Source organism: Parasedimentitalea nitratireducens, assembly GCF_057444295.1.
The window spans coordinates 332,717-350,668 of sequence record NZ_JBYAXC010000002.1; the positions used below are offsets into that span (position 1 = coordinate 332,717).

General features: G+C 53.9%; 14 protein-coding genes. 1 reads left to right on the forward strand and 13 read right to left on the reverse strand.

The features are described 5' to 3' along the window. Nucleotides 1–62: 62 nt before the first annotated feature. The 10 genes from AC2T28_RS07345 to AC2T28_RS07390 form a co-directional block, all read right to left on the reverse strand. Nucleotides 63–1,862, reverse strand: a complete 1,800-nt coding sequence (locus AC2T28_RS07345) for an aminopeptidase P family protein (RefSeq protein ID WP_486748323.1) — start codon at nt 1,860–1,862, stop codon at nt 63–65. Continuing rightward, nucleotides 1,855–2,850, reverse strand: coding sequence for an ABC transporter ATP-binding protein (locus AC2T28_RS07350; RefSeq protein WP_486748324.1), 996 nt, complete (start codon nt 2,848–2,850; stop codon nt 1,855–1,857). The genes AC2T28_RS07345 and AC2T28_RS07350 overlap by 8 nt, the downstream gene beginning before the upstream one ends. After that, a complete protein-coding gene (locus AC2T28_RS07355; protein WP_486748325.1) occupies nt 2,847–3,839 on the reverse strand; it encodes an ABC transporter ATP-binding protein in 993 nt (330 codons plus the stop codon). Before AC2T28_RS07355 ends, AC2T28_RS07350 begins: the two co-directional genes overlap by 4 nt. 10 nt (nt 3,840–3,849) lie before the next feature. Further along, entirely contained in the window at nt 3,850–4,719 is an 870-nt protein-coding gene (locus tag AC2T28_RS07360; RefSeq protein WP_486748326.1) for an ABC transporter permease, read from the reverse strand. Then, nucleotides 4,716–5,657: an ABC transporter permease gene (locus AC2T28_RS07365; protein WP_486748327.1), complete on the reverse strand. Its 942-nt coding sequence runs from the start codon at nt 5,655–5,657 to the stop codon at nt 4,716–4,718. The genes AC2T28_RS07360 and AC2T28_RS07365 overlap by 4 nt, the downstream gene beginning before the upstream one ends. 67 nt (nt 5,658–5,724) lie before the next feature. Continuing rightward, the gene (locus AC2T28_RS07370) at nt 5,725–7,305 is read right to left on the reverse strand and encodes an ABC transporter substrate-binding protein (protein WP_486748328.1); all 1,581 of its coding nucleotides are present in this window, start codon (nt 7,303–7,305) and stop codon (nt 5,725–5,727) included. 320 nt (nt 7,306–7,625) lie between these two features. After that, nucleotides 7,626–8,231 (reverse strand): helix-turn-helix domain-containing protein, encoded by a 606-nt coding sequence (locus AC2T28_RS07375; protein ID WP_486748329.1) that lies wholly within the window; start codon nt 8,229–8,231, stop codon nt 7,626–7,628. Between the two features lie 273 nt (nt 8,232–8,504). After that, nucleotides 8,505–9,176, reverse strand: coding sequence for a 6-phosphogluconolactonase (gene pgl, locus AC2T28_RS07380; RefSeq protein ID WP_486748330.1), 672 nt, complete (start codon nt 9,174–9,176; stop codon nt 8,505–8,507). Next, complete coding sequence (gene zwf / locus AC2T28_RS07385; protein ID WP_486748331.1) at nt 9,173–10,648, reverse strand: glucose-6-phosphate dehydrogenase; 1,476 nt, start codon at nt 10,646–10,648, stop codon at nt 9,173–9,175. The genes pgl and zwf overlap by 4 nt, the downstream gene beginning before the upstream one ends. 194 nt (nt 10,649–10,842) lie before the next feature. Continuing rightward, the gene (locus AC2T28_RS07390) at nt 10,843–11,112 is read right to left on the reverse strand and encodes an usg protein (protein ID WP_486748332.1); all 270 of its coding nucleotides are present in this window, start codon (nt 11,110–11,112) and stop codon (nt 10,843–10,845) included. Nucleotides 11,113–11,305: 193 nt separating this feature from the next. On the opposite strand from AC2T28_RS07390, the gene gyrA reads away from it, so the two are divergent. Beyond that, nucleotides 11,306–14,038, forward strand: a complete 2,733-nt coding sequence (gene gyrA, locus AC2T28_RS07395; protein WP_486748333.1) for a DNA gyrase subunit A — start codon at nt 11,306–11,308, stop codon at nt 14,036–14,038. A 378-nt stretch (nt 14,039–14,416) separates the two neighbouring features. Here gyrA and AC2T28_RS07400 read toward each other — a convergent pair whose 3' ends face one another. The 3 genes from AC2T28_RS07400 to AC2T28_RS07410 are packed head-to-tail and all read right to left on the reverse strand — an operon-like array spanning nt 14,417 to nt 17,844. Next, complete coding sequence (locus AC2T28_RS07400) at nt 14,417–15,886, reverse strand: carboxypeptidase M32 (protein WP_486748334.1); 1,470 nt, start codon at nt 15,884–15,886, stop codon at nt 14,417–14,419. A gap of 2 nt (nt 15,887–15,888) precedes the next feature. Next, nucleotides 15,889–17,034: a heme A synthase gene (gene ctaA / locus AC2T28_RS07405; protein ID WP_486748335.1), complete on the reverse strand. Its 1,146-nt coding sequence runs from the start codon at nt 17,032–17,034 to the stop codon at nt 15,889–15,891. Between the two features lie 60 nt (nt 17,035–17,094). Next, complete coding sequence (locus AC2T28_RS07410; protein ID WP_486748336.1) at nt 17,095–17,844, reverse strand: RNA methyltransferase; 750 nt, start codon at nt 17,842–17,844, stop codon at nt 17,095–17,097. Between the last annotated feature and the right edge of the window lie 108 nt (nt 17,845–17,952).

Consider the following 17,952-nt stretch of genomic DNA (forward strand, 5'->3'; position numbering starts at 1 on the left):
AACTAAGTCACTGAAAAACCGCCAGGTTCCGTCCCGGCGGCTCTTGCTGGCGTTACTGGATCTTAGATGCTCGCACAGACCTCATCCAGCCAGTTTTGTTCGTCTACGGATAGGAACGGTGAAACCTTTTGCGAGACCTCGACGTTATAGGCTTTCAACCAACTTAACTCTTGAGGTGTCAGCTCTTCAAAATCCATCATATCAGTTTGGATCGGTACAAAGGTGATATTGCGAAACTCAAGGAAACCATCCTCGGCCTCAATCACTTCAAACAGGTTTTCTATCCGAATACCAAATCGTTCGGCCTCGTAATACCCCGGCTCAATCGACATCACCATTCCAGGTTTGAGATCAACCGGATTGTAAGCCTTACCAATACGTTGCGGCTGTTCGTGAACTGACAGACAGTGGCCGACCCCATGCCCGGTTCCGTGATCATAATCCAACCCCAAGTCCCACAACGGCCGACGGCAAACCGCATCAATGTGATGCCCCTGTGTGCCCTTGGGAAAGCGCAATGTCGCTAGGCTGTGGAAAGCTTTGAAAACAGCTGTATAGGCCCGGCTATACCCCTCAGGAAGAGATCCAAACGCAAAGCTGCGGGTGATGTCAGTGGTGCCGTTTTCATACTGCCCGCCACTGTCCAGGAGGTAAGGCTTTTCAGGCAGGATTTGAGCATTCTGTGCCGGGGTTGTCGCATAGTGACACATAGCCGCATTGCCAGCCGCAGCCGAAATTGTATTAAAGCTTTCCGAGATAAACCCGTGTTGTTCTTGTCGGAATTCCAACACCTTATCTTCGGCTTCTCGCTCTGTAACCGGTACCCCATTGGCGGCCCGCTCTGGAACTTCACGTGCAAGCCAAGCGCTGAATTTTGTGACAGCGATCCCATCGCTCAGGTGGCAACCTCGCATGCCCTCCAGCTCGGTCGGGTTTTTCTCCGCTTTCATAAGCGTCAGAATAGACCCCTTAGATCGTATCTCTGCGCCCTGAACCTCAAGAACGAGCCGTGCAGCCACTGGGGTAAAATCAGGATCGATCAAAACCGTATCACCCGGTTCTACCCGCGCCCTAAGGGTCGCTAGGAACTGGTCATACCGCACAACGGAAACATGTGGTGGCAAGCTGCTCCGCAAATCCGCTTCGAACTTGCTTTCCTCTACGCACCAGGTGACATCACCGCTTTCGCTGACCAGCATGAACGAATGCGGCATCGGGTTGAAATTAACATCCCTGCCCCGAACATTCAAAAACCAGGCAATATTGTCGGGTTGCGTTTCCACATGGAACTGCGCGCCTTCATCCTTCAGATGCGCCTGCAGGGCTACATTCTTATCACCACTGCTTTTTCCTGCAAACTGCATAGGAAATGATGAGATATTCCGCATCGGTGCCGCAGGCTGATCATACCAAATTGTATCAACGGGGTTCGTCGGTTGGGGGACAAGCTCGCTGTCGGACGCCAAACAGCCTTGGTTGAAACGATCATACCAACTGGGTGGCAGGTGCATTGGATCAAACCCAATCCGCCAGCCTGGCTGCGCGACTTGTCCAAGCCAGATATCAGGCGCCTCATCGAAAAAATGGTAATGCGTAAATAAAGGTCCGCTGCACTCGTTTGCAATCTGAACTGTGTAACGCCCATCAACAAAAACCGCCACGGTTTCCGGTGTTACGATCGACATGCCAGCCGAGCCTGAAAAGCCTGTTACAAACTTCAATCGCTGATCATGCGGCGCGACATATTCACCCTGATGGGCATCAAACCGCGGCACAATCAGAGCATCCAGCCCGCGTGACTGCATTTCATCGCGCAGCGCAGCAACGATCTGGGCTTTGCTCTGATGTTGGGTATCAGGCATTGTTGATCTCTTCGACATTGTGACAGGCGACCTCGCCGCGACCTGGCAAGGCACGTAGTGATGGGACATCGCTTTTGCATTTGCTTGTGACGTGCCGGCATCGCACATGAAAGGGGCAACCCGACGGCAAGTTCAGTGGAGAAGGCAATTCCCCTTGCAAATGGATAGCTGACCCTTTGTCATCGGGGTTCAACGAAGGCGCCGCACTTAGCAAAGCCTGCGAATATGGATGCGAGGGATTTGAAAACAGTGTTTCGCTGTCTCCAATCTCGACAATCCGGCCCAAATAGATCACGGCAACCCGGCTTGATACATGACGAACAAGACGTAAGTCATGGGCAACGAAGAGAATTGTCAGATTTAACCTCTCTTGCAATTCGAGCAAGAGATTGACGACCTGCGCCTGAACCGACACGTCCAATGCCGACACCAGCTCATCCGCAATCAACACTTCCGGCTCAACGGCCAGCGCTCGCGCAATCGCAATCCGCTGCCGCTGACCGCCAGAGAACTCATGCGGCAATTTCTCTGCTGCATCCTGAGGCAACCGCACCAGTTCGAGAAGTTCCGAAACCCGGCCAGGGATCTCTTCTTCCGGTCGCATCTTGTGAACACTCAGCGCCTCGGTCAGGATCCGGTCAGTTGTCATGCGCGGATTCAGTGATGAATAGGGATCCTGAAACATCATCTGAACACGGCGGTTATAGCTGCGATCTTTTTGCGAGTTCTCAGAGAAGATATCTTGATCCAGATAACGGATTGATCCTCGTTGCGGCTCGTACAGCCGCACAATACACCGCGCTAGCGTGGACTTTCCGCAGCCAGATTCACCAACAACACCAAGGGTTTCCCCCTTGTGAAGATCCAGGCTAACCCCATTCAAAGCATTGACAACTTTGCCAGGGCGTCGACGCACAACATCCAACACTGAACGCGAGATATTGAACTCCAGCCCAATATCGCGGATTTCCATTACAGGCTGCGTCATGCCGCATCTCCCTGTTTTGCAGTGACAGGATTAAGACACGCCGTCAGTCGCTCGCTTGAAAGCGGTGAAAGCGGTGGTCGGCTGATTAAACAAGCCTCGGTAACGCATTGGCAACGCGCAGCAAAAGCGCACCCGACGGGAAGATTTTCAAGGCTTGGTGGCGTCCCTGGAACCGAGTATAGCTGCGTACGCGGCGGCACATCTTGCGGCACCGACCGCATAAGCCCTACGGTGTACGGGTGGCAAGGGTCGCGCAAAACCTGGCGCACAGCGCCCTGCTCTACAATTCTGCCGGCGTACATCACGGCCACGTTATCACAGGTCTGCGCAACAACCCCCAGATCGTGGGTCACCAAAACCACACCCATTTCCAATTCCTTGGCCAATGACAGGATCAGGTCCAGGATCTGCGCCTGGATGGTCACATCCAGCGCCGTTGTAGGCTCGTCTGCCAACAGCAGCTTAGGGCTGGCCGCCAAAGCAATGGCAATCATCACCCTTTGGCGCATACCTCCGGAAAACTGGTGCGGATAATCGCTTAGACGCGAGGCAGCAGAAGGAATACCAACATGATCCAGCATCTCGATCGCACGCTTGCGGCGCTCAGTTCGATTAAGTGTTGTATGTGCTTGCAGGGTTTCTGTCAGCTGCAGGCCAACTGTGAGCAATGGGTTAAGCGAAGTCATCGGCTCTTGGAAAATCATCGCAATGTCGCGGCCGCGAATGCGCTGCATTTTCCCCTCGGAATACCCCGAGATATCCTCGCCCATCCAGCGGATTTCGCCAGTGACATCGCCATACCGGCGCGACAGACCAAGGATTGACCGCAGCGTCACGCTTTTGCCCGACCCACTTTCCCCCACCAGGCCCAGCACCTCGCCTTTACCTACCGACAATGAAACATCGCGCACAGCTGGCAACATCACGCCGCCACGTAGGAACGTGGTACACAGATTGTTGACCTCAAGAATTGGCTTTTTGTCAGTCATATCCATTTCCTCAACCACGCGGACGCATTAAGTCAGCCAACCCATCGCCAACCAGCGAGAAACCAAGGCCGGTTATCACAATCGCCACACCGGGCATCAGACTTAACCACCAGGCCGTGGTGATAAAGTTGCGCCCTTCTGCGATCATCACACCCCACTCGGCCTGTGGCGGCTGCGCGCCCAAACCCAGGTAACCAAGCGAGGACCCTAGCAGGATTGCCAGCGCCATATCGGTCATCCAGTAAACAGTCACTGGCGTGATGGCGTTCGGCAGCAGGTGGCGGAAAATAATCCGGAGGTTCGAATATCCCATGACCACACCCGAGGCCGCATAATCATTGCTCATCTGCGCAATGATCTCGGCTCGGGTCAGGCGGGCATAATACACCCAGCCCACCATGGTCATCGCGATATACATGTTTTTCAGCCCAGGCCCCAGCACCGAAACAACGGCAATCACCAGAACCAGAAACGGAAAGGCAATAATCGCATCAACAATCCGGCCAAAAATGATGTCGGCAATGCCGCGATAATAGCCAACCAGCGCGCCAACAATGACGCCAATGGTCAAGGCAAAGATCGTTGCCAGAATGGCCATCTGCATGTTGACCGTATAGGCCCAGATCACGCGGGAAAAGCTATCTCGCCCCAACATGTCTGTGCCAAAGGGGTGCGTCCAGCTGGGCGGCTGCTTTACTGCCGTATAGTTGATGGTGTTTGGATCATAAGGCGCGAAGAAACCTGGAAAAATGGCCAGCAGGATTGATACGGTTATGATAAAGACACCCACCAGAAACCCTGGCTTGCTTAGGGCAATTTGCACTCTGCTCTTTTGCGGTTTGCTTGGCTCGGCCGTAGCGTTCAATGTTGCATCAGTCATGACAGGCGCATCCTTGGATCAACCAGGTTTTGGAACAGATCGGTCAGCAGAAAGACAATCGACACCAGAATGGCAAAAGTCAGCGTCAGCCCTTGAATTAGCGGATAGTCCCGCGCATGAATCGCCTCCAGCATCAGCCGCCCAAGGCCCGGCACTGCAAACACCGTTTCGGTCACCAAGGTGCCGCTCATTAGGCTGCCAATCGACAACCCCAACAGCGTAATCGTAGAGATCAGCGCGTTTCGCAACACATGCCGCCCCAGGATCAACCGGTTGGGCAGCCCCTTGGCGCGGGCAAACTGCACATACTCCGCATCCAATACCTCAATGATTGACGCCCGCAAATTGCGCATGATGATCGCGGATGTGTAAAGCGCGACGGTCACCGACGGCAGGAAAAGGTAGTAAAGCTGCCCAAAGAAGCCATCTCCACTGCCGCCCACGGGAAACCAGCGCAGTTGTGCCGCCAGAAAGGTCAGTAGGATCAAACCGATGTAAAAAACCGGCATCGACAGCCCTACCTGAAACACCGAGCGGATCACCGTGTCCTGCCATTTACCGCGGTTGAGCGCTGCCACAAAGGCCAGCGGCCCGGCAATCAGCAGCGACAAAGACACAGCAAAAAGCGCAAGGAACCCTGTTGTCGGCAGCCGCTGGAAGATCACATCAACCACGGGTGCACGAACCAGAATAGACCGCCCCAGATCCCCTTGGATTGTATTTGTAACGAACAGCCAGAACTGAACCAGCATTGGATCCTTCAGCCCCAGACGATCACGGAGAGCTTCTAGATCTGCGTTTGAAGCCTTGTCACCAGCAAGGGCAATCGCCGGATCTCCAGGCAGGAGCCGCACCAGCAGAAAGATGATGATCATGACCAACAGAAAAGTCGGAATCATCAAGAGTAGTCGTTTGAGAATGTATTGGATGCTGGCCATTCCGGCCTCCTAGAGTTTGCTGCGCTGCCGATCCGAAGACCGGCAGCGCAGGCTGACACCTTAAATCTTAGCGAGAAACAGTAGCTTCTTCGAAGATGTTGTTGCCCAGGGGCGTTTGCACATAGCCTTCTACGGATGTGGAAACTGCAACAGCGAACGGTGTTTCATACATGAACAGCAGAGGTGCTTCAGCAGCATAGATCTTCTGCATTTCAGCATACTGGCCCATACGCTTGTCAGGGTCGATCTCGGTAGCCGAGGCCTCAAACAGCTCGTTGAACTTGGCATTCTCCCAGCCGGTACCAACAGCGTTTGCAACTGGCGTGTGGCCCAACCAGCCAACAACTTGGCTTGGATCGTTCACATCGTTCACCCAACCATAGGTATGGATGTCAAATTCACCAGAACGGTTCTTGGAGCCACGTGTTGCGCCGTCAACCTGCTCGACATTCAGCTTGATGCCCAGTGGTGACCACATCTGCTGCAGCAAAGCAAAGATGGTGCTGTCATCAGCGGAACCCGCCAAAGTGGTAAAGGTGATCTCGGTGCCTGACTCAACACCTGCCTCGGCGATCAGCGCCTGTGCCTTCTCCATGTCATAGCCATAAAGTGGGCCAAGATCAGCGGACAGCTGAGTAGCAGCAGCCATCAGAGGCGACGTCATTGCAGAGCCAGCGCCCTGCAGAACCAGACCAATCATCGCGTCTTTGTCAGTTGCGTAGTTCAGCGCCTGACGAACACGCGCATCAGACAGTGGGTTCGCGCTGCCATCTGCACGAGTTTCACGTGTGTTGATTGGCGAATAGATGATCCGTGTAGACGGATAAAGGTTCATGTTGATGTTAGGATCGGCGTCCAGCTCGGATACGCGCGAGAATGGAATGAACTCAGCCGCATCAACTTCACCAGCCTGCAGTTTCAGGATCCGTGTCGCATCGTCCGGAATGATCTGGAACTCAACACCGTCAACATAAGGCAGGGATTTGCCGTCGGCGCCTTCTTTCCAATAGTTGGGGTTGGCAGTGAAGCTCATGGAGGAGCCATGCTCAAATCCGCTTAGGAAGAATGGGCCCGAGCCCACGCCTGCGCTTGAAGAGGCAAAAATCGCTGCCGATTTTTCCTGGTCAGTTGCGCCTTCAGCTGCGTCGAATACTGCCTTGGAAACAATCGCAGTATTGAACGTGGCCAGCATCGACAGAATGGTCGGATCTGGGTTCTTCAAAGCAATCGAAATCTCACGGCCTTCAGCAGTGACCGTGTCTATCGAGCCAAGCAAACCAGCCCATGGGCTCAGGTCGCCGTTACGGGCACGATCCAACGAGAAGATCACATCGTCGCCAGTCATCGCAGCGCCGTCTGAGAATTTCAGACCTTCGCGCAGTGTCAGCGAGATGGACAGACCATCAGCCGAAACGCTGTGGGCTTCAGCCAGGCCAGCTGCAACCGAGTTACCATCGGCGCTTGGGCGCAGCAGGGTGTCAAACAGGCTGCCAACCATCCAGATGTCTGGGTTCCGGTCAGCATAAATCGGGTCAATAAGTTTTGAGCCGTCGTAACGTGCAAAATTCAATGTGCCACCACGCTCTTGCGCATAGGCCGGCACCGTCATCATCAGTGCAGCAATTGCCGCAGCAATCGTTCTCTTCATAGTTCCATCCTCCCTAGACGGTTATTAATATTTTCGAACTATAGAGAAATTATTTTAGCCTCACTAACATTTTTTTTAGTAATTTATGTTGGCCACGAGAATTGATCCTGGCGCCAGCTGGTTGAGGCCAGGCTAGCGCCGCTACTCGGTTGAAATCAGGCGACAATAGCAACTTTCCAAACTTTTCGCGGAACCCTTACGGGTTCACCGCTTTCAGCCGATTGCGTTTAGTCGCTCACAATTCCAACTTTAAACTCCGGTACGCTCAACATCTAATCTGACCGACCAAATGTGTCGGAACAGATGATTCGAGCTAATAGCTAGCCACCACTTGGGGTGCTGCTTGGCGGAGTTGTACTGACCCACAGCTCAACGGATTCTTTTTCACCCAGCACCTTCGAGAAATGAACCTTTTCGGTGTTGTGATGAATACAGTCGCCCGCTTTCATCACATAAACAGAGTCTTCAAGATAGTATTCAACTTCGCCCGACATAAGATAGCAAAACACTTCGCCATCGTGCTGCATTTTCTCTGAGATATGCCCAGCAGGCCGGTGAATTATCGAAGAATACAACAATGAGCCGTGAAAGCCGGGGCCAATCTTTTCATACAGCCGACCCGCCGTCCCCAAGGTGTATTTCTGCCGCTTTTCCTTTGGCAAAAACTCACAAAACTCCTCGGGAACGCTCAGCAATTGATCAATGCTGGTCTGCAAAGACGCAGCGATCGCCATGAAGGACGACAACGAAGGCGCGCTTATACCGCGCTCCACTTGCGAGATGAATCCAGTGGTGAGGTCTGTTTCGGCAGCAACATCCATCAGCGTCTTTTTCAACGCCTTTCTACGATGCCGGATAGCGTTACCCAAATTGGTGGGTTTCGGCTTCTGACTTCGCTTTGACTGCTTCTTCAGTCCATCATCCATCTGTATCTCCCTCGGCTTACATCACAATGGCTATGAGCCCGCCGTGAGTAACTGCAAATAAACCACCATAAAAGCCGGAAACGACGACATTATTATGAACTAAGGCGGCAACATCTTTTCCTTAAACTTATCGGCCAGAAATTGGATGTATAGTACAAAAACATGTAGCCCCTAAAAGTAAAAGTATAGCAACATTAGAGCTTCGAGTACAGAAACAAGCGCCAAACCCATACGTTAGCGATTCCCTGGACATATCGACTTGAGCTGGCGGCCTTAGGGCGACCAATGCACCACCGTTTCTGATAACACCGCCTGAATCGGGGCCTGCTCGGGTGGTAAAATCATCGCCCGATCAAGTGCTTCGCGCTTCTCTTTGCCATAGATCACCAGATGTTTGGATATCGCCGCATCCAAAACTCGCGCGGTCAGACTAATACGAGATTCCGGTTGGCTGTCAGGCCGCATAATCGCCAAAGCTGGTGCAGTTGATGCAAGCGCAGCCTCTAACCCCTCTACACCCGGAAATAACGACGCTGTATGCATATCAGCGCCCATTCCCAGCAAAAGCACCGACAGGGGCAATTCATCACCAACACGCTTCTCAAGCTCTGGCAGCGCCTCTTCGGGTTCTTTATCTGTAGTATAGAAGGGTAAGAATGTCGCCGCTGATGCGCGCTCAACCAACAGGCTGTCACGGATCAGCTTCGCGTTTGAGCGCGCGCTTGAACTGTCGACCCATCGTTCGTCTGTGGCCATAACCCGAATGCGAGACCACTCGATATCCGCTGCGCATAAAGCACTAAAAATGGGCTCAGGCGTGGTTCCGCCGGCCACAGCAAATGAAGCCGAGCCATGACTAAGCAAGTGGGTTTCCAGATCCCCAGCCAAGCGGTTGGCAACATCGATGGCCAGCAGGTCTCGATCAGGATATTCTATTATTTTCATGGGTTAATACCTCGCCATTCACGTAAATCTCGCCGCATCAACAAATCTGCATCGTCGGGTCCAGTGCTGCCACTGTCATAGGGTTTGGGCACGTCCCCACGCGTATGCCAGCCAGCAATAATCGGGTCTGTCCAAGCCCAGGCTGCTTCGACTTCGTCGCCGCGCATAAACAAGGTCTGATTGCCCCGGATGACATCAATAATAAGGCGCTCATAAGCATCCGGTGGATGCCCACCTTTGCCCGCCAAAGCCTCTGCAAAAGTCATATCCAGCGGCACATCCATAAGCCTCATACCACCCTGCCCCGGCTCTTTGATTGTCACCGTCAACGTGATGCCTTCATTTGGCTGCAACCGGATCGACAACATATTGGCATGACGGCCGGCCTCTTCGCCAAAAATCGAATGTGGCGCATCCTTAAAAAACACATTGATAATAGACGACCGAGACACCAGCCGTTTGCCCGTGCGCAGATAAAAGGGTGTGCCAGCCCATCGCCAATTGCTGATATGCGCCTTTAACGCGACATAGCTTTCCGTGGTTGATCGCGGATTGCCCACCGTCTCGCGATAAGTAGAGTGCTCCAGCTCACCGCGCTGACAGGCTTGGTATTGTCCCCGTACGATGTGGTGTGGCTCAACAGGATCCAAGGCGCGGATAACTTTGAGTTTTTCATCGCGAACGGCATCTGGGTCGAATTTTGCAGGCGGTTCCATCGCAATCAAACACAACAGTTGCATCAGGTGGTTTTGCACCATGTCGCGCATTGCGCCTGCCCGGTCATAATAGGCTTCTCGTCCCTCAATGCCCACTGTTTCTGCAACCGTTATTTGAATGTGGTCAACGTATTGGCTGTTCCAAAGGGGTTCAAACAGCATATTTCCAAACCGGATCGCCATCAGGTTTTGGACCGTTTCTTTGCCGAGATAATGATCTATTCGATAGATCTGGTTTTCCCTGAAATGCGTGGCAAGCGTTGCGTTTAGCGTACGAGCTGTCTCCAGATCGTGTCCAAACGGCTTTTCAACAACAATACGTGTTTTTTCGTTGGTCAGACCATGCGCATGAAGCCGCTCAGCCAGTGGGCCAAACAGACTGGGGCCGACGGAAAAATAGAAAACCGAAATTCGATCTGACGCGTCCTTTGCAAGAAGACCTGCTAGGTGTTCCCACCCGTCGTCTCCGGTGGCATCTACCTGTATGTAGCTGATACAGCGTAGAAAATCATCAAGCGTCGTGTCGTCAAAAGTTGCACCGTTGTTGTAGGCGCGGATCGCTTTTGTCACCATGGCGCAATAGGCATCAGAGGAAAGATCAGACCGCGCCGCAGCAATGATACGTGCGCCATCTGGAATTTGGCCGTCACAGAACCTGCGAAACAGAGCAGGCAAGATTTTGCGCTGAGCCAAGTCACCTGTGCCGCCAAAAATGACCAAGTCGAATTGGTCCACAGGAATGACACGAGACACCATATTATGCCCTCATTTATCGCGTCATGACGCGCCAGGTGAGCGACAATGGGAAATCAGATCAACATTCCCAACTGCCAATTGAAAGTTGAAGGCAGTATAGTCGAGACATCACTGAAAGGAACAGTCAGAATCTGCTCCTCTGGCCTGAGAACCGCTTGATAAATCTAGGCCATCTATAACCAGGCAGTGTTTTGTCAGTGTAGTGTCAGAATGCCTTTAACATTGCGCCACTCTCCCGGACTGATCATTTTACGATGGCAAAACCGAACGGAATGTAGCGGTCCTTCGATTTCGCGCTGCCAGAATTCTATAAACTCAAACAGCTTGGGATGATCCGGCATCAAGTCATAGTCCTGCCAAACATAGGTATTTAGGACATGGCAGTAATCAGGCATGTGATAGGTGAACTCAGCCGTAGTCAGCCCATAGCCCTTTAGCATCAATTCAGTTTCGCTCTGCTCCACTTCGACCTCCAGTTTCTGGACTTATTCTTCAATGGTAGGTCGAAAATCGTTAATTTACCTAAAATCCAACTGGTTGGTCAAAATTTACCCCCGAAAACGCCTCCAAAACCTCTGCTTGCTTGCGCCCCATATGCCCTCTCTGATAGGGTGCATCCACAAGATATAGACCCATCAATAACAACGGGCAGCACACGTGAGCGATACGCCGGATACTCCTGAAAATATGGATGAAACACCGCCTGAACGGCCGATTTACGACGGACCAACCGTTTCTATCGAATCCGAAATGCGGACCTCTTATCTCGACTATGCGATGTCTGTCATCGTTAGCCGGGCCATTCCTGACCTTCGGGACGGGCTAAAACCGGTGCACCGCCGCATTTTGTATGCGATGCACGAAACCGGCAACACCCATGACAAGTCATACCGCAAGTCGGCGCGTCCGGTTGGCGATGTGATGGGTAAATATCACCCGCATGGGGATAGCGCGATCTATGATGCCTTGGTGCGTATGGCCCAGGACTTTTCGATGTCGCTGCCGTTGCTGGATGGTCAAGGTAACTTTGGTTCGATGGACGGCGATAACGCGGCTGCGATGCGTTACACCGAGGTCCGCATGGACAAGCCGGCCGCCTTTGTGCTGGCCGATATCGACAAAGATACCGTTGATTTTCAAGACAACTACGACGGCAAGGATCAGGAACCAACGGTTCTGCCTGCCCGCTTCCCGAACATGCTGGTCAATGGTGCCGGCGGTATTGCGGTTGGTATGGCCACCAATATTCCGCCGCACAATCTGGGCGAAGTTGTTGATGCAACGCTGGCCTTGATTGAAGATCCTGATCTGACCACGGAACAGCTGATCGAATATGTTCCCGGTCCTGATTTCCCAACAGGTGGGGTTATGCTTGGCCGTTCAGGTGCGCGCAAAGCCTATTTGGAAGGTCGTGGATCGGTCATCATTCGGGCCAAGACCCGTGTCGAAGAGATCCGCCGTGATCGCTATGCCATTGTTGTTGATGAGATCCCCTATCAGGTGAACAAGGCAGCAATGATCGAAAAGATCGCCGAGCAGGTTCGCGAGAAAAAGATCGAGGGCGTGTCCCACGTTCAGGATGAATCTGACCGTAATGGTGTACGCGTTGTGATCGAGCTGAAGCGAGATGCAACACCCGAAGTGGTGATGAACCAGCTTTACCGGTTCTCGCCTATGCAGACCTATTTTGGCTGCAACATGCTGGCACTGAACGGTGGTCGCCCCGAAACGCTAACTTTGCGTCGGTTCCTGACCTCGTTTATCGATTTCCGCGAAGACGTGGTTGCACGCCGCACAGCCTACTTGCTGCGCAAAGCGCGTGAACGCAGTCACATTTTGTGTGGTTTGGCCGTAGCGGTTACCAACATTGACGAGATCGTTGCAAGCATCCGTTCGTCTGCTGATGCAGCTGAGGCACGCGAAAAGCTGATGACCCGGCGCTGGCCGGCGCAGCCGATCTTGGAATACATCAAGCTGATTGATGATCCGACCCATACCGCCAATGATGATGGCACCTATAACCTGTCAGAAACTCAGGCCCGTGCCATTCTGGAACTACGCTTGCAACGTCTGACCCAGATTGGTGTCAAAGAAGTTACTGATGAGTTGGAAGAGCTGGCCGGTAAAATCAAGGAATACCTTGAGATCCTGGGCTCTCGCGAAAGGATCATGAGCATCATTTCAGATGAGCTGACTGAGGTTCGTGACCAGTTTGCAGTTCCGCGCCGTACCCAGATTGTCGACTGGTCCGGTGATATGGACGACGAGGATCTGATCGAGCGTGAGGACATGGTTGTGACCGTGACCTCGGGTGGCTACATCAAGCGGACCCCGCTGGCCGATTTCCGTGCGCAAAAGCGTGGTGGCAAGGGTGTGTCTGGGATGCAAACCAAAGAAGAGGATGTGATTACCACCCTCTTTGTGGCCAACACCCATACGCAGCTGTTGTTCTTTACCACCGAAGGCATGGTCTACAAGCTCAAGACCTGGCGCCTGCCGCAGTCCAGCCGTACCGGCAAGGGCAAGGCAATCGTCAACATTCTGCCGATCCCAACCGGGGTTTCCATTGCGGCAATCATGCCAGTAGACCGCCCCGACAAGGAATGGGCCGATCTGCAGGTTGTATTTGCCACTTCTGCTGGAACTGTACGTCGTAACCGGCTGTCAGACTTCACAAATGTGAAGTCGAACGGCAAGATTGCGATGAAGTTCGAGGACGAGCACGCCGATACCAAGCTGATCAACGCCCGCATCTGTTCCGAAGATGATGATGTGATGCTGGTCACCAATGCCGGTCGCGCCATTCGTTTCCCAACCTCGGATGTGCGGGTGTTCAACAGTCGCAGTTCTGTTGGTGTTCGCGGCATCAAACTTGGTGCTGGTGGCGAAGTCGTTTCGATGTCGGTGATCCGTCACTTTGATGCCGAGCCAACCGAGCGCAGTGCCTTCATCAAGCGGTTCCGCTCGGAATTGGGCAGCGAAGTTTCTGAAGACGAGACCACAGAAGAGATCGAAGGAGCACTGACCGAAGAGCGGTATCAGCAAATGCTGGCCGCCAACGATCTGCTGGTCACCATCAACAAGGCAGGTGCTGGCAACCTGACATCTTCCCATGACTACCGCGTCAGTGGTCGTGGCGGTCAGGGTGTTGCTGCAATGAAAGGCAACGAAATTGTTGCCACCTTCCCTGTTGAGCTGCCCGACCAGATCATGCTGGCAACCTCCAAGGGCCAGTCGATCCGGGTTCCGGTCGAGGGCATCTCGTTCCGCTCGCGCAGCGCCGGCGGGGTTCGGGTGTTCAACACCGGCAAAGGCGAAGAGGTTGTCTCGGTTGCCTGGATCGCTGAACAACGCGACGAGGAAGACGAAGAAGGCAGCGTCGAAGAGTAACCGCCCGCACAACGCATCACTGTTGGCCCGCTTCCATATGGAGGCGGGCTTTTTACTTTCTGTGCTGGAAAACCTTACGATTGCCAGCGGCTTTGCAGTTTTTCCTAAATGTGACTAGCGGCGACGTCGCCAAAGCGGGATAGCTCGGGGACTTTATCCCCCGAGCGTAAATGCATTCCGTGTAGCGCCCCTTTCACAAGGGGGCCCTGTACCTGTGCCGGGCTTGTCAGGCCGGGCGGTGATCATGATCGCGAACTAGACTGCGGTTAAAATAGAAATATAGACTGAACAGAGCGTACGCCCCTAGCGCAACACCCGAGCACTAAAAAAGCGCCACCCACTAGAGCGACGCTTTTCGGTACCAACCTGCTGATAAAATTACAGGCCGTAGATCTTGCCAAACTTGGCTTCAAGATAGTCCAGAAGCGGTTCGTGCGTGGGCTCCATACCGGCAGCATGAGAGATGGTTTCGCGCGGTGAGCGCAACGAACCATACTGCTGCAAGTTTTCACGCAGCCAGTTGGTGGCACCAGATGTTTCACCACCCGCCAGCTGGATAGCCAGGCTAGGCACAGCCTTGCGCAAAGCCTGATTCAGACAGCCAGCATAGACATTGCCCAGAGCGTAAGTTGGGAAGTACCCAAACAGACCAACCGACCAGTGAACATCTTGCAAGCAACCGTTCGAGGGCTTGTCGACAGCGTAACCAAAGTCCGCTTTGAAACGGTCATTCCAAGCAGCTTCCAGATCCGCCACCTGCAAATCCCCCGTCATCAAGGCGCGTTCCAGATCAAAGCGCAGCATGATGTGAAGGTTATACTGGACCTCGTCTGCCTCGGTCCGGATGTAGCCGTTGTGTACGGTGTTCACCGCCGCATAGAACTCATCCGCGTCTGACACGCCGATATCACCAAAGCTCTCAACCATCTGCTCATACAACCAGCTGGTGTAGGCTTGGCTGCGCCCCAGTTGGTTTTCATAGATCCGGCTTTGGCTTTCATGTACCCCCATCGACACCCCGCGACCCAGCGGCGTTAGCAAATGGTCACGGTCGATGTTCTGCTCATAACAAGCGTGACCAACCTCATGGATGGTGGAGTAGAAACAGTTGAATGGATCATTGGCGCTGGTACGAGTGGTGATCCGAACGTCCAAACCAGAACCCGAGCTAAACGGGTGCACCGCCTTGTCGACACGACCGTGGTTCATGTCATAGCCAAAGCTTTTCGCCAGCTTGCGGGTCAGCTTCATCTGAGCGGTTTCATCAAAACTACCGGTCAGCCCCTTGGGGGTTGGCTGGTCCAGAACAGTGGCGCGCAGATCCACAAGCCTTGGGCGCATGGCATCAAAGATCGTGGCGATCTCAGCGCTGGTTGTGCCCGGTTCATAGTCTTCGACCATGGCGTCATAAATGTTGCCGCCGGCTGCCAAAGCAGCGCCCTCTTCACGTTTCAGGGCTACGACTTCTTCCAGCACTGGAAGGAAGGCGGCGACGTCTTCGTCTTCGCGGGCTGCGGCCCATTTTCCCTGCGCCTCGGATGTAAGCTGCGCCAGTTTTTTGGCCAGATCAGCGGGCACCTTTAGGGTGCGTTCATACTCGCGGCGGATCTCGCGCAACTGGGCGGTGGCTGTCTCATCTTGTGCCTCAGCTTTGTCGAGCCACTCACCCACACGCGGATCAGACCGGCGGGCATGCAGCACTGATTCAATGGCTGCCATTTCCTCGCCACGTTGTGATGCGGCGCCGCGTGGCATCATGGTTTCCTGATCCCATCCAAGCCGCCCGGCCACCTGGCCCAAAGCCTGGGTGTCGCGCTGAAACGCCATCAGTTCTTGATATGCACTCATGTTCAGGAATCCTTGATCGAGGTTGGTATTGGATAGGCTGACAGGAACCGGGCGCGCAGAATTGCGGACCACAGAACCACCGCCAGCAGCTGATGCTGGATGGCCACTTCCCAGGGCGCAGCATAGAGAACAGTAACAATGCCCAAGACCACCTGCCCTAGCAGAATTGCAAATAGGATATGAAAGGACCTTTGCGTTGTTGGGTGTGCGCTTCGTCGGCCACGCATCCAAACGGTGAGGCCGAAACCGACTAATAGATAGCCGCACATACGGTGGATAAACTGAACCAAGCCAGGGTTTTCAAAGAAGTTGCGCCAGGCAGGTTCAAGCAGAAACGGGTCTTGCGGAATTACCTGTCCGCCCATCATTGGCCAATCTGTATATGAGCGGCCCGCGTCGATGCCAGCCACCAGAGCACCAAGTATAATTTGCAAAAACGCAAGGTACAGCAAGCCGGTTGAGAGATTGAAAAGCTTAACTTCCCGACCTCGACGCGCCTGCATCAAGTCACGGTCCTCGCGTGATAGCTCCATCATATACCAGGCAATATAGCCAAGAATAACAAAGGCCAGACCTAGGTGAACCGCCAGCCGGTACGAGGCAACTGTGGTCACGCCCTCGCCCTGAGTGATGCCCGAGGAAACCATCCACCAGCCAATCGCGCCTTGCACGCCGCCCAGAACGCCGGGCCATGCCAGCTTGCCCATCCAGCCGGTTGGGATCTTACGCGCCGCCAGAAAACCAAAGAAGCCAATCGCCCAGATCAGCCCCATGACACGGCCCAGCTGACGGTGGCCCCACTCCCACCAATAAATCTGTTTGAAGTCGGCCAGCTGCATCCACTGGTTCTCGATACGCCATTGGTCGATCTGCTGGTATTTGTCGAACTCGGCCTGCCAGTCGGCTTCGGATAGTGGAGGTATTGCGCCGGTGAGCGGACGCCATTCAGTGATCGACAGGCCGCTATCGGTTAGCCGGGTCAAACCACCCACCACAATCATCGCGACAACCAGCGCAAAAAGAACCATCAACCAAGCGCGGATCGCCTTGCGGGCCCCACCCCTGTTGCGGTCGATCATCCCCGGCTGCACAGAGGGCGTATCGGTGCGTTCGCCCTCGACCTCTTCAAAAATATTACGCTTGCTCATGCTTGCCTCGTCTCAGTTCGTCGCCACGCTAGTGCCCTGATGGGCAGAGGTCCAGTATGGTTAGTCTTCGTTGTTTTGCTTCCAGCGCACCATCTGACGCATGATGCCATGCAACATCTGAATATCCGCATTGGTCATCATCATACGGCTCCAGAGGTTGCGCAGGTTGGTCTTCATGTTTGGCGCTTTTTCGGGCGGGTAAAAGAAGCCCGCCTCATCCAGCCTCTGCTCGTAGTGATCCGACAGTTTCTCCACCTCAAGCGAGGTGGCCCATTTGGCTTTACCGAGGTCCACAGTCTCGTGTTCGATCTCGGCCACTTGGCGCTGCCACTCATATGCGGTGAGCAACACACACTGCCCCAGGTTGAGCGATCCATAGGCCGGATTTACGGGGACGGAGATAATGGCGTTGGCCTTGGCGATGTCTTCATTTTCCAGGCCTGAACGTTCGGGGCCGAACATCACGGCAATTTTTTCACCAGCCGCGATCTTTTCAGCGGCCAGTTTCATCGCGGCCTCGGGGCTGTAAACCGGTTTGGTCAACCCACGCTGGCGCGCGGTGGTCGCAAACACAAAGGAGCAATCCGCCAGTGCATCAGGTACATCCGGGCTCACTCGCGCTTCGTCCAGCAAACGGCCCGCACCGGATGCCATGGCCACGGCTTTTTGGTTAGGCCAGCCATCCCGTGGGGCAACAACGCGCATTCGGTCCAGACCAAAATTCCACATCGCACGGGCGGCGGCGCCGATATTCTCGCCCATCTGGGGGCGCACCAAAACAAAGGCTGGCTGTGGGGTCTGGCTGGGCATCTTGCTCTCTCTTGAAAAGTCGCCCTGATCTAGTCTGCATTTGCCGCCAGAGCAAGATCTGGCACTTTGGGCAGGTCTCGATTAGTTTATGGGCAGCCTATAAAACTT

What these genes read in the sequence shown, in the direction of transcription:
- AC2T28_RS07345 (WP_486748323.1), bottom strand. Translation starts at nt 1,862, where the DNA reads ATGCCTGATACCCAACATCAGAGCAAAGCCCAGATCGTTGCTGCGCTG.
- AC2T28_RS07350 (WP_486748324.1), bottom strand. Translation starts at nt 2,850, where the DNA reads ATGACGCAGCCTGTAATGGAAATCCGCGATATTGGGCTGGAGTTCAAT.
- AC2T28_RS07355 (WP_486748325.1), bottom strand. Translation starts at nt 3,839, where the DNA reads ATGACTGACAAAAAGCCAATTCTTGAGGTCAACAATCTGTGTACCACG.
- AC2T28_RS07360 (WP_486748326.1), bottom strand. Translation starts at nt 4,719, where the DNA reads ATGACTGATGCAACATTGAACGCTACGGCCGAGCCAAGCAAACCGCAA.
- AC2T28_RS07365 (WP_486748327.1), bottom strand. Translation starts at nt 5,657, where the DNA reads ATGGCCAGCATCCAATACATTCTCAAACGACTACTCTTGATGATTCCG.
- AC2T28_RS07370 (WP_486748328.1), bottom strand. Translation starts at nt 7,305, where the DNA reads ATGAAGAGAACGATTGCTGCGGCAATTGCTGCACTGATGATGACGGTG.
- AC2T28_RS07375 (WP_486748329.1), bottom strand. Translation starts at nt 8,231, where the DNA reads ATGGATGATGGACTGAAGAAGCAGTCAAAGCGAAGTCAGAAGCCGAAA.
- pgl (WP_486748330.1), bottom strand. Translation starts at nt 9,176, where the DNA reads ATGAAAATAATAGAATATCCTGATCGAGACCTGCTGGCCATCGATGTT.
- zwf (WP_486748331.1), bottom strand. Translation starts at nt 10,648, where the DNA reads ATGGTGTCTCGTGTCATTCCTGTGGACCAATTCGACTTGGTCATTTTT.
- AC2T28_RS07400 (WP_486748334.1), bottom strand. Translation starts at nt 15,886, where the DNA reads ATGAGTGCATATCAAGAACTGATGGCGTTTCAGCGCGACACCCAGGCT.
- ctaA (WP_486748335.1), bottom strand. Translation starts at nt 17,034, where the DNA reads ATGAGCAAGCGTAATATTTTTGAAGAGGTCGAGGGCGAACGCACCGAT.
- AC2T28_RS07410 (WP_486748336.1), bottom strand. Translation starts at nt 17,844, where the DNA reads ATGCCCAGCCAGACCCCACAGCCAGCCTTTGTTTTGGTGCGCCCCCAG.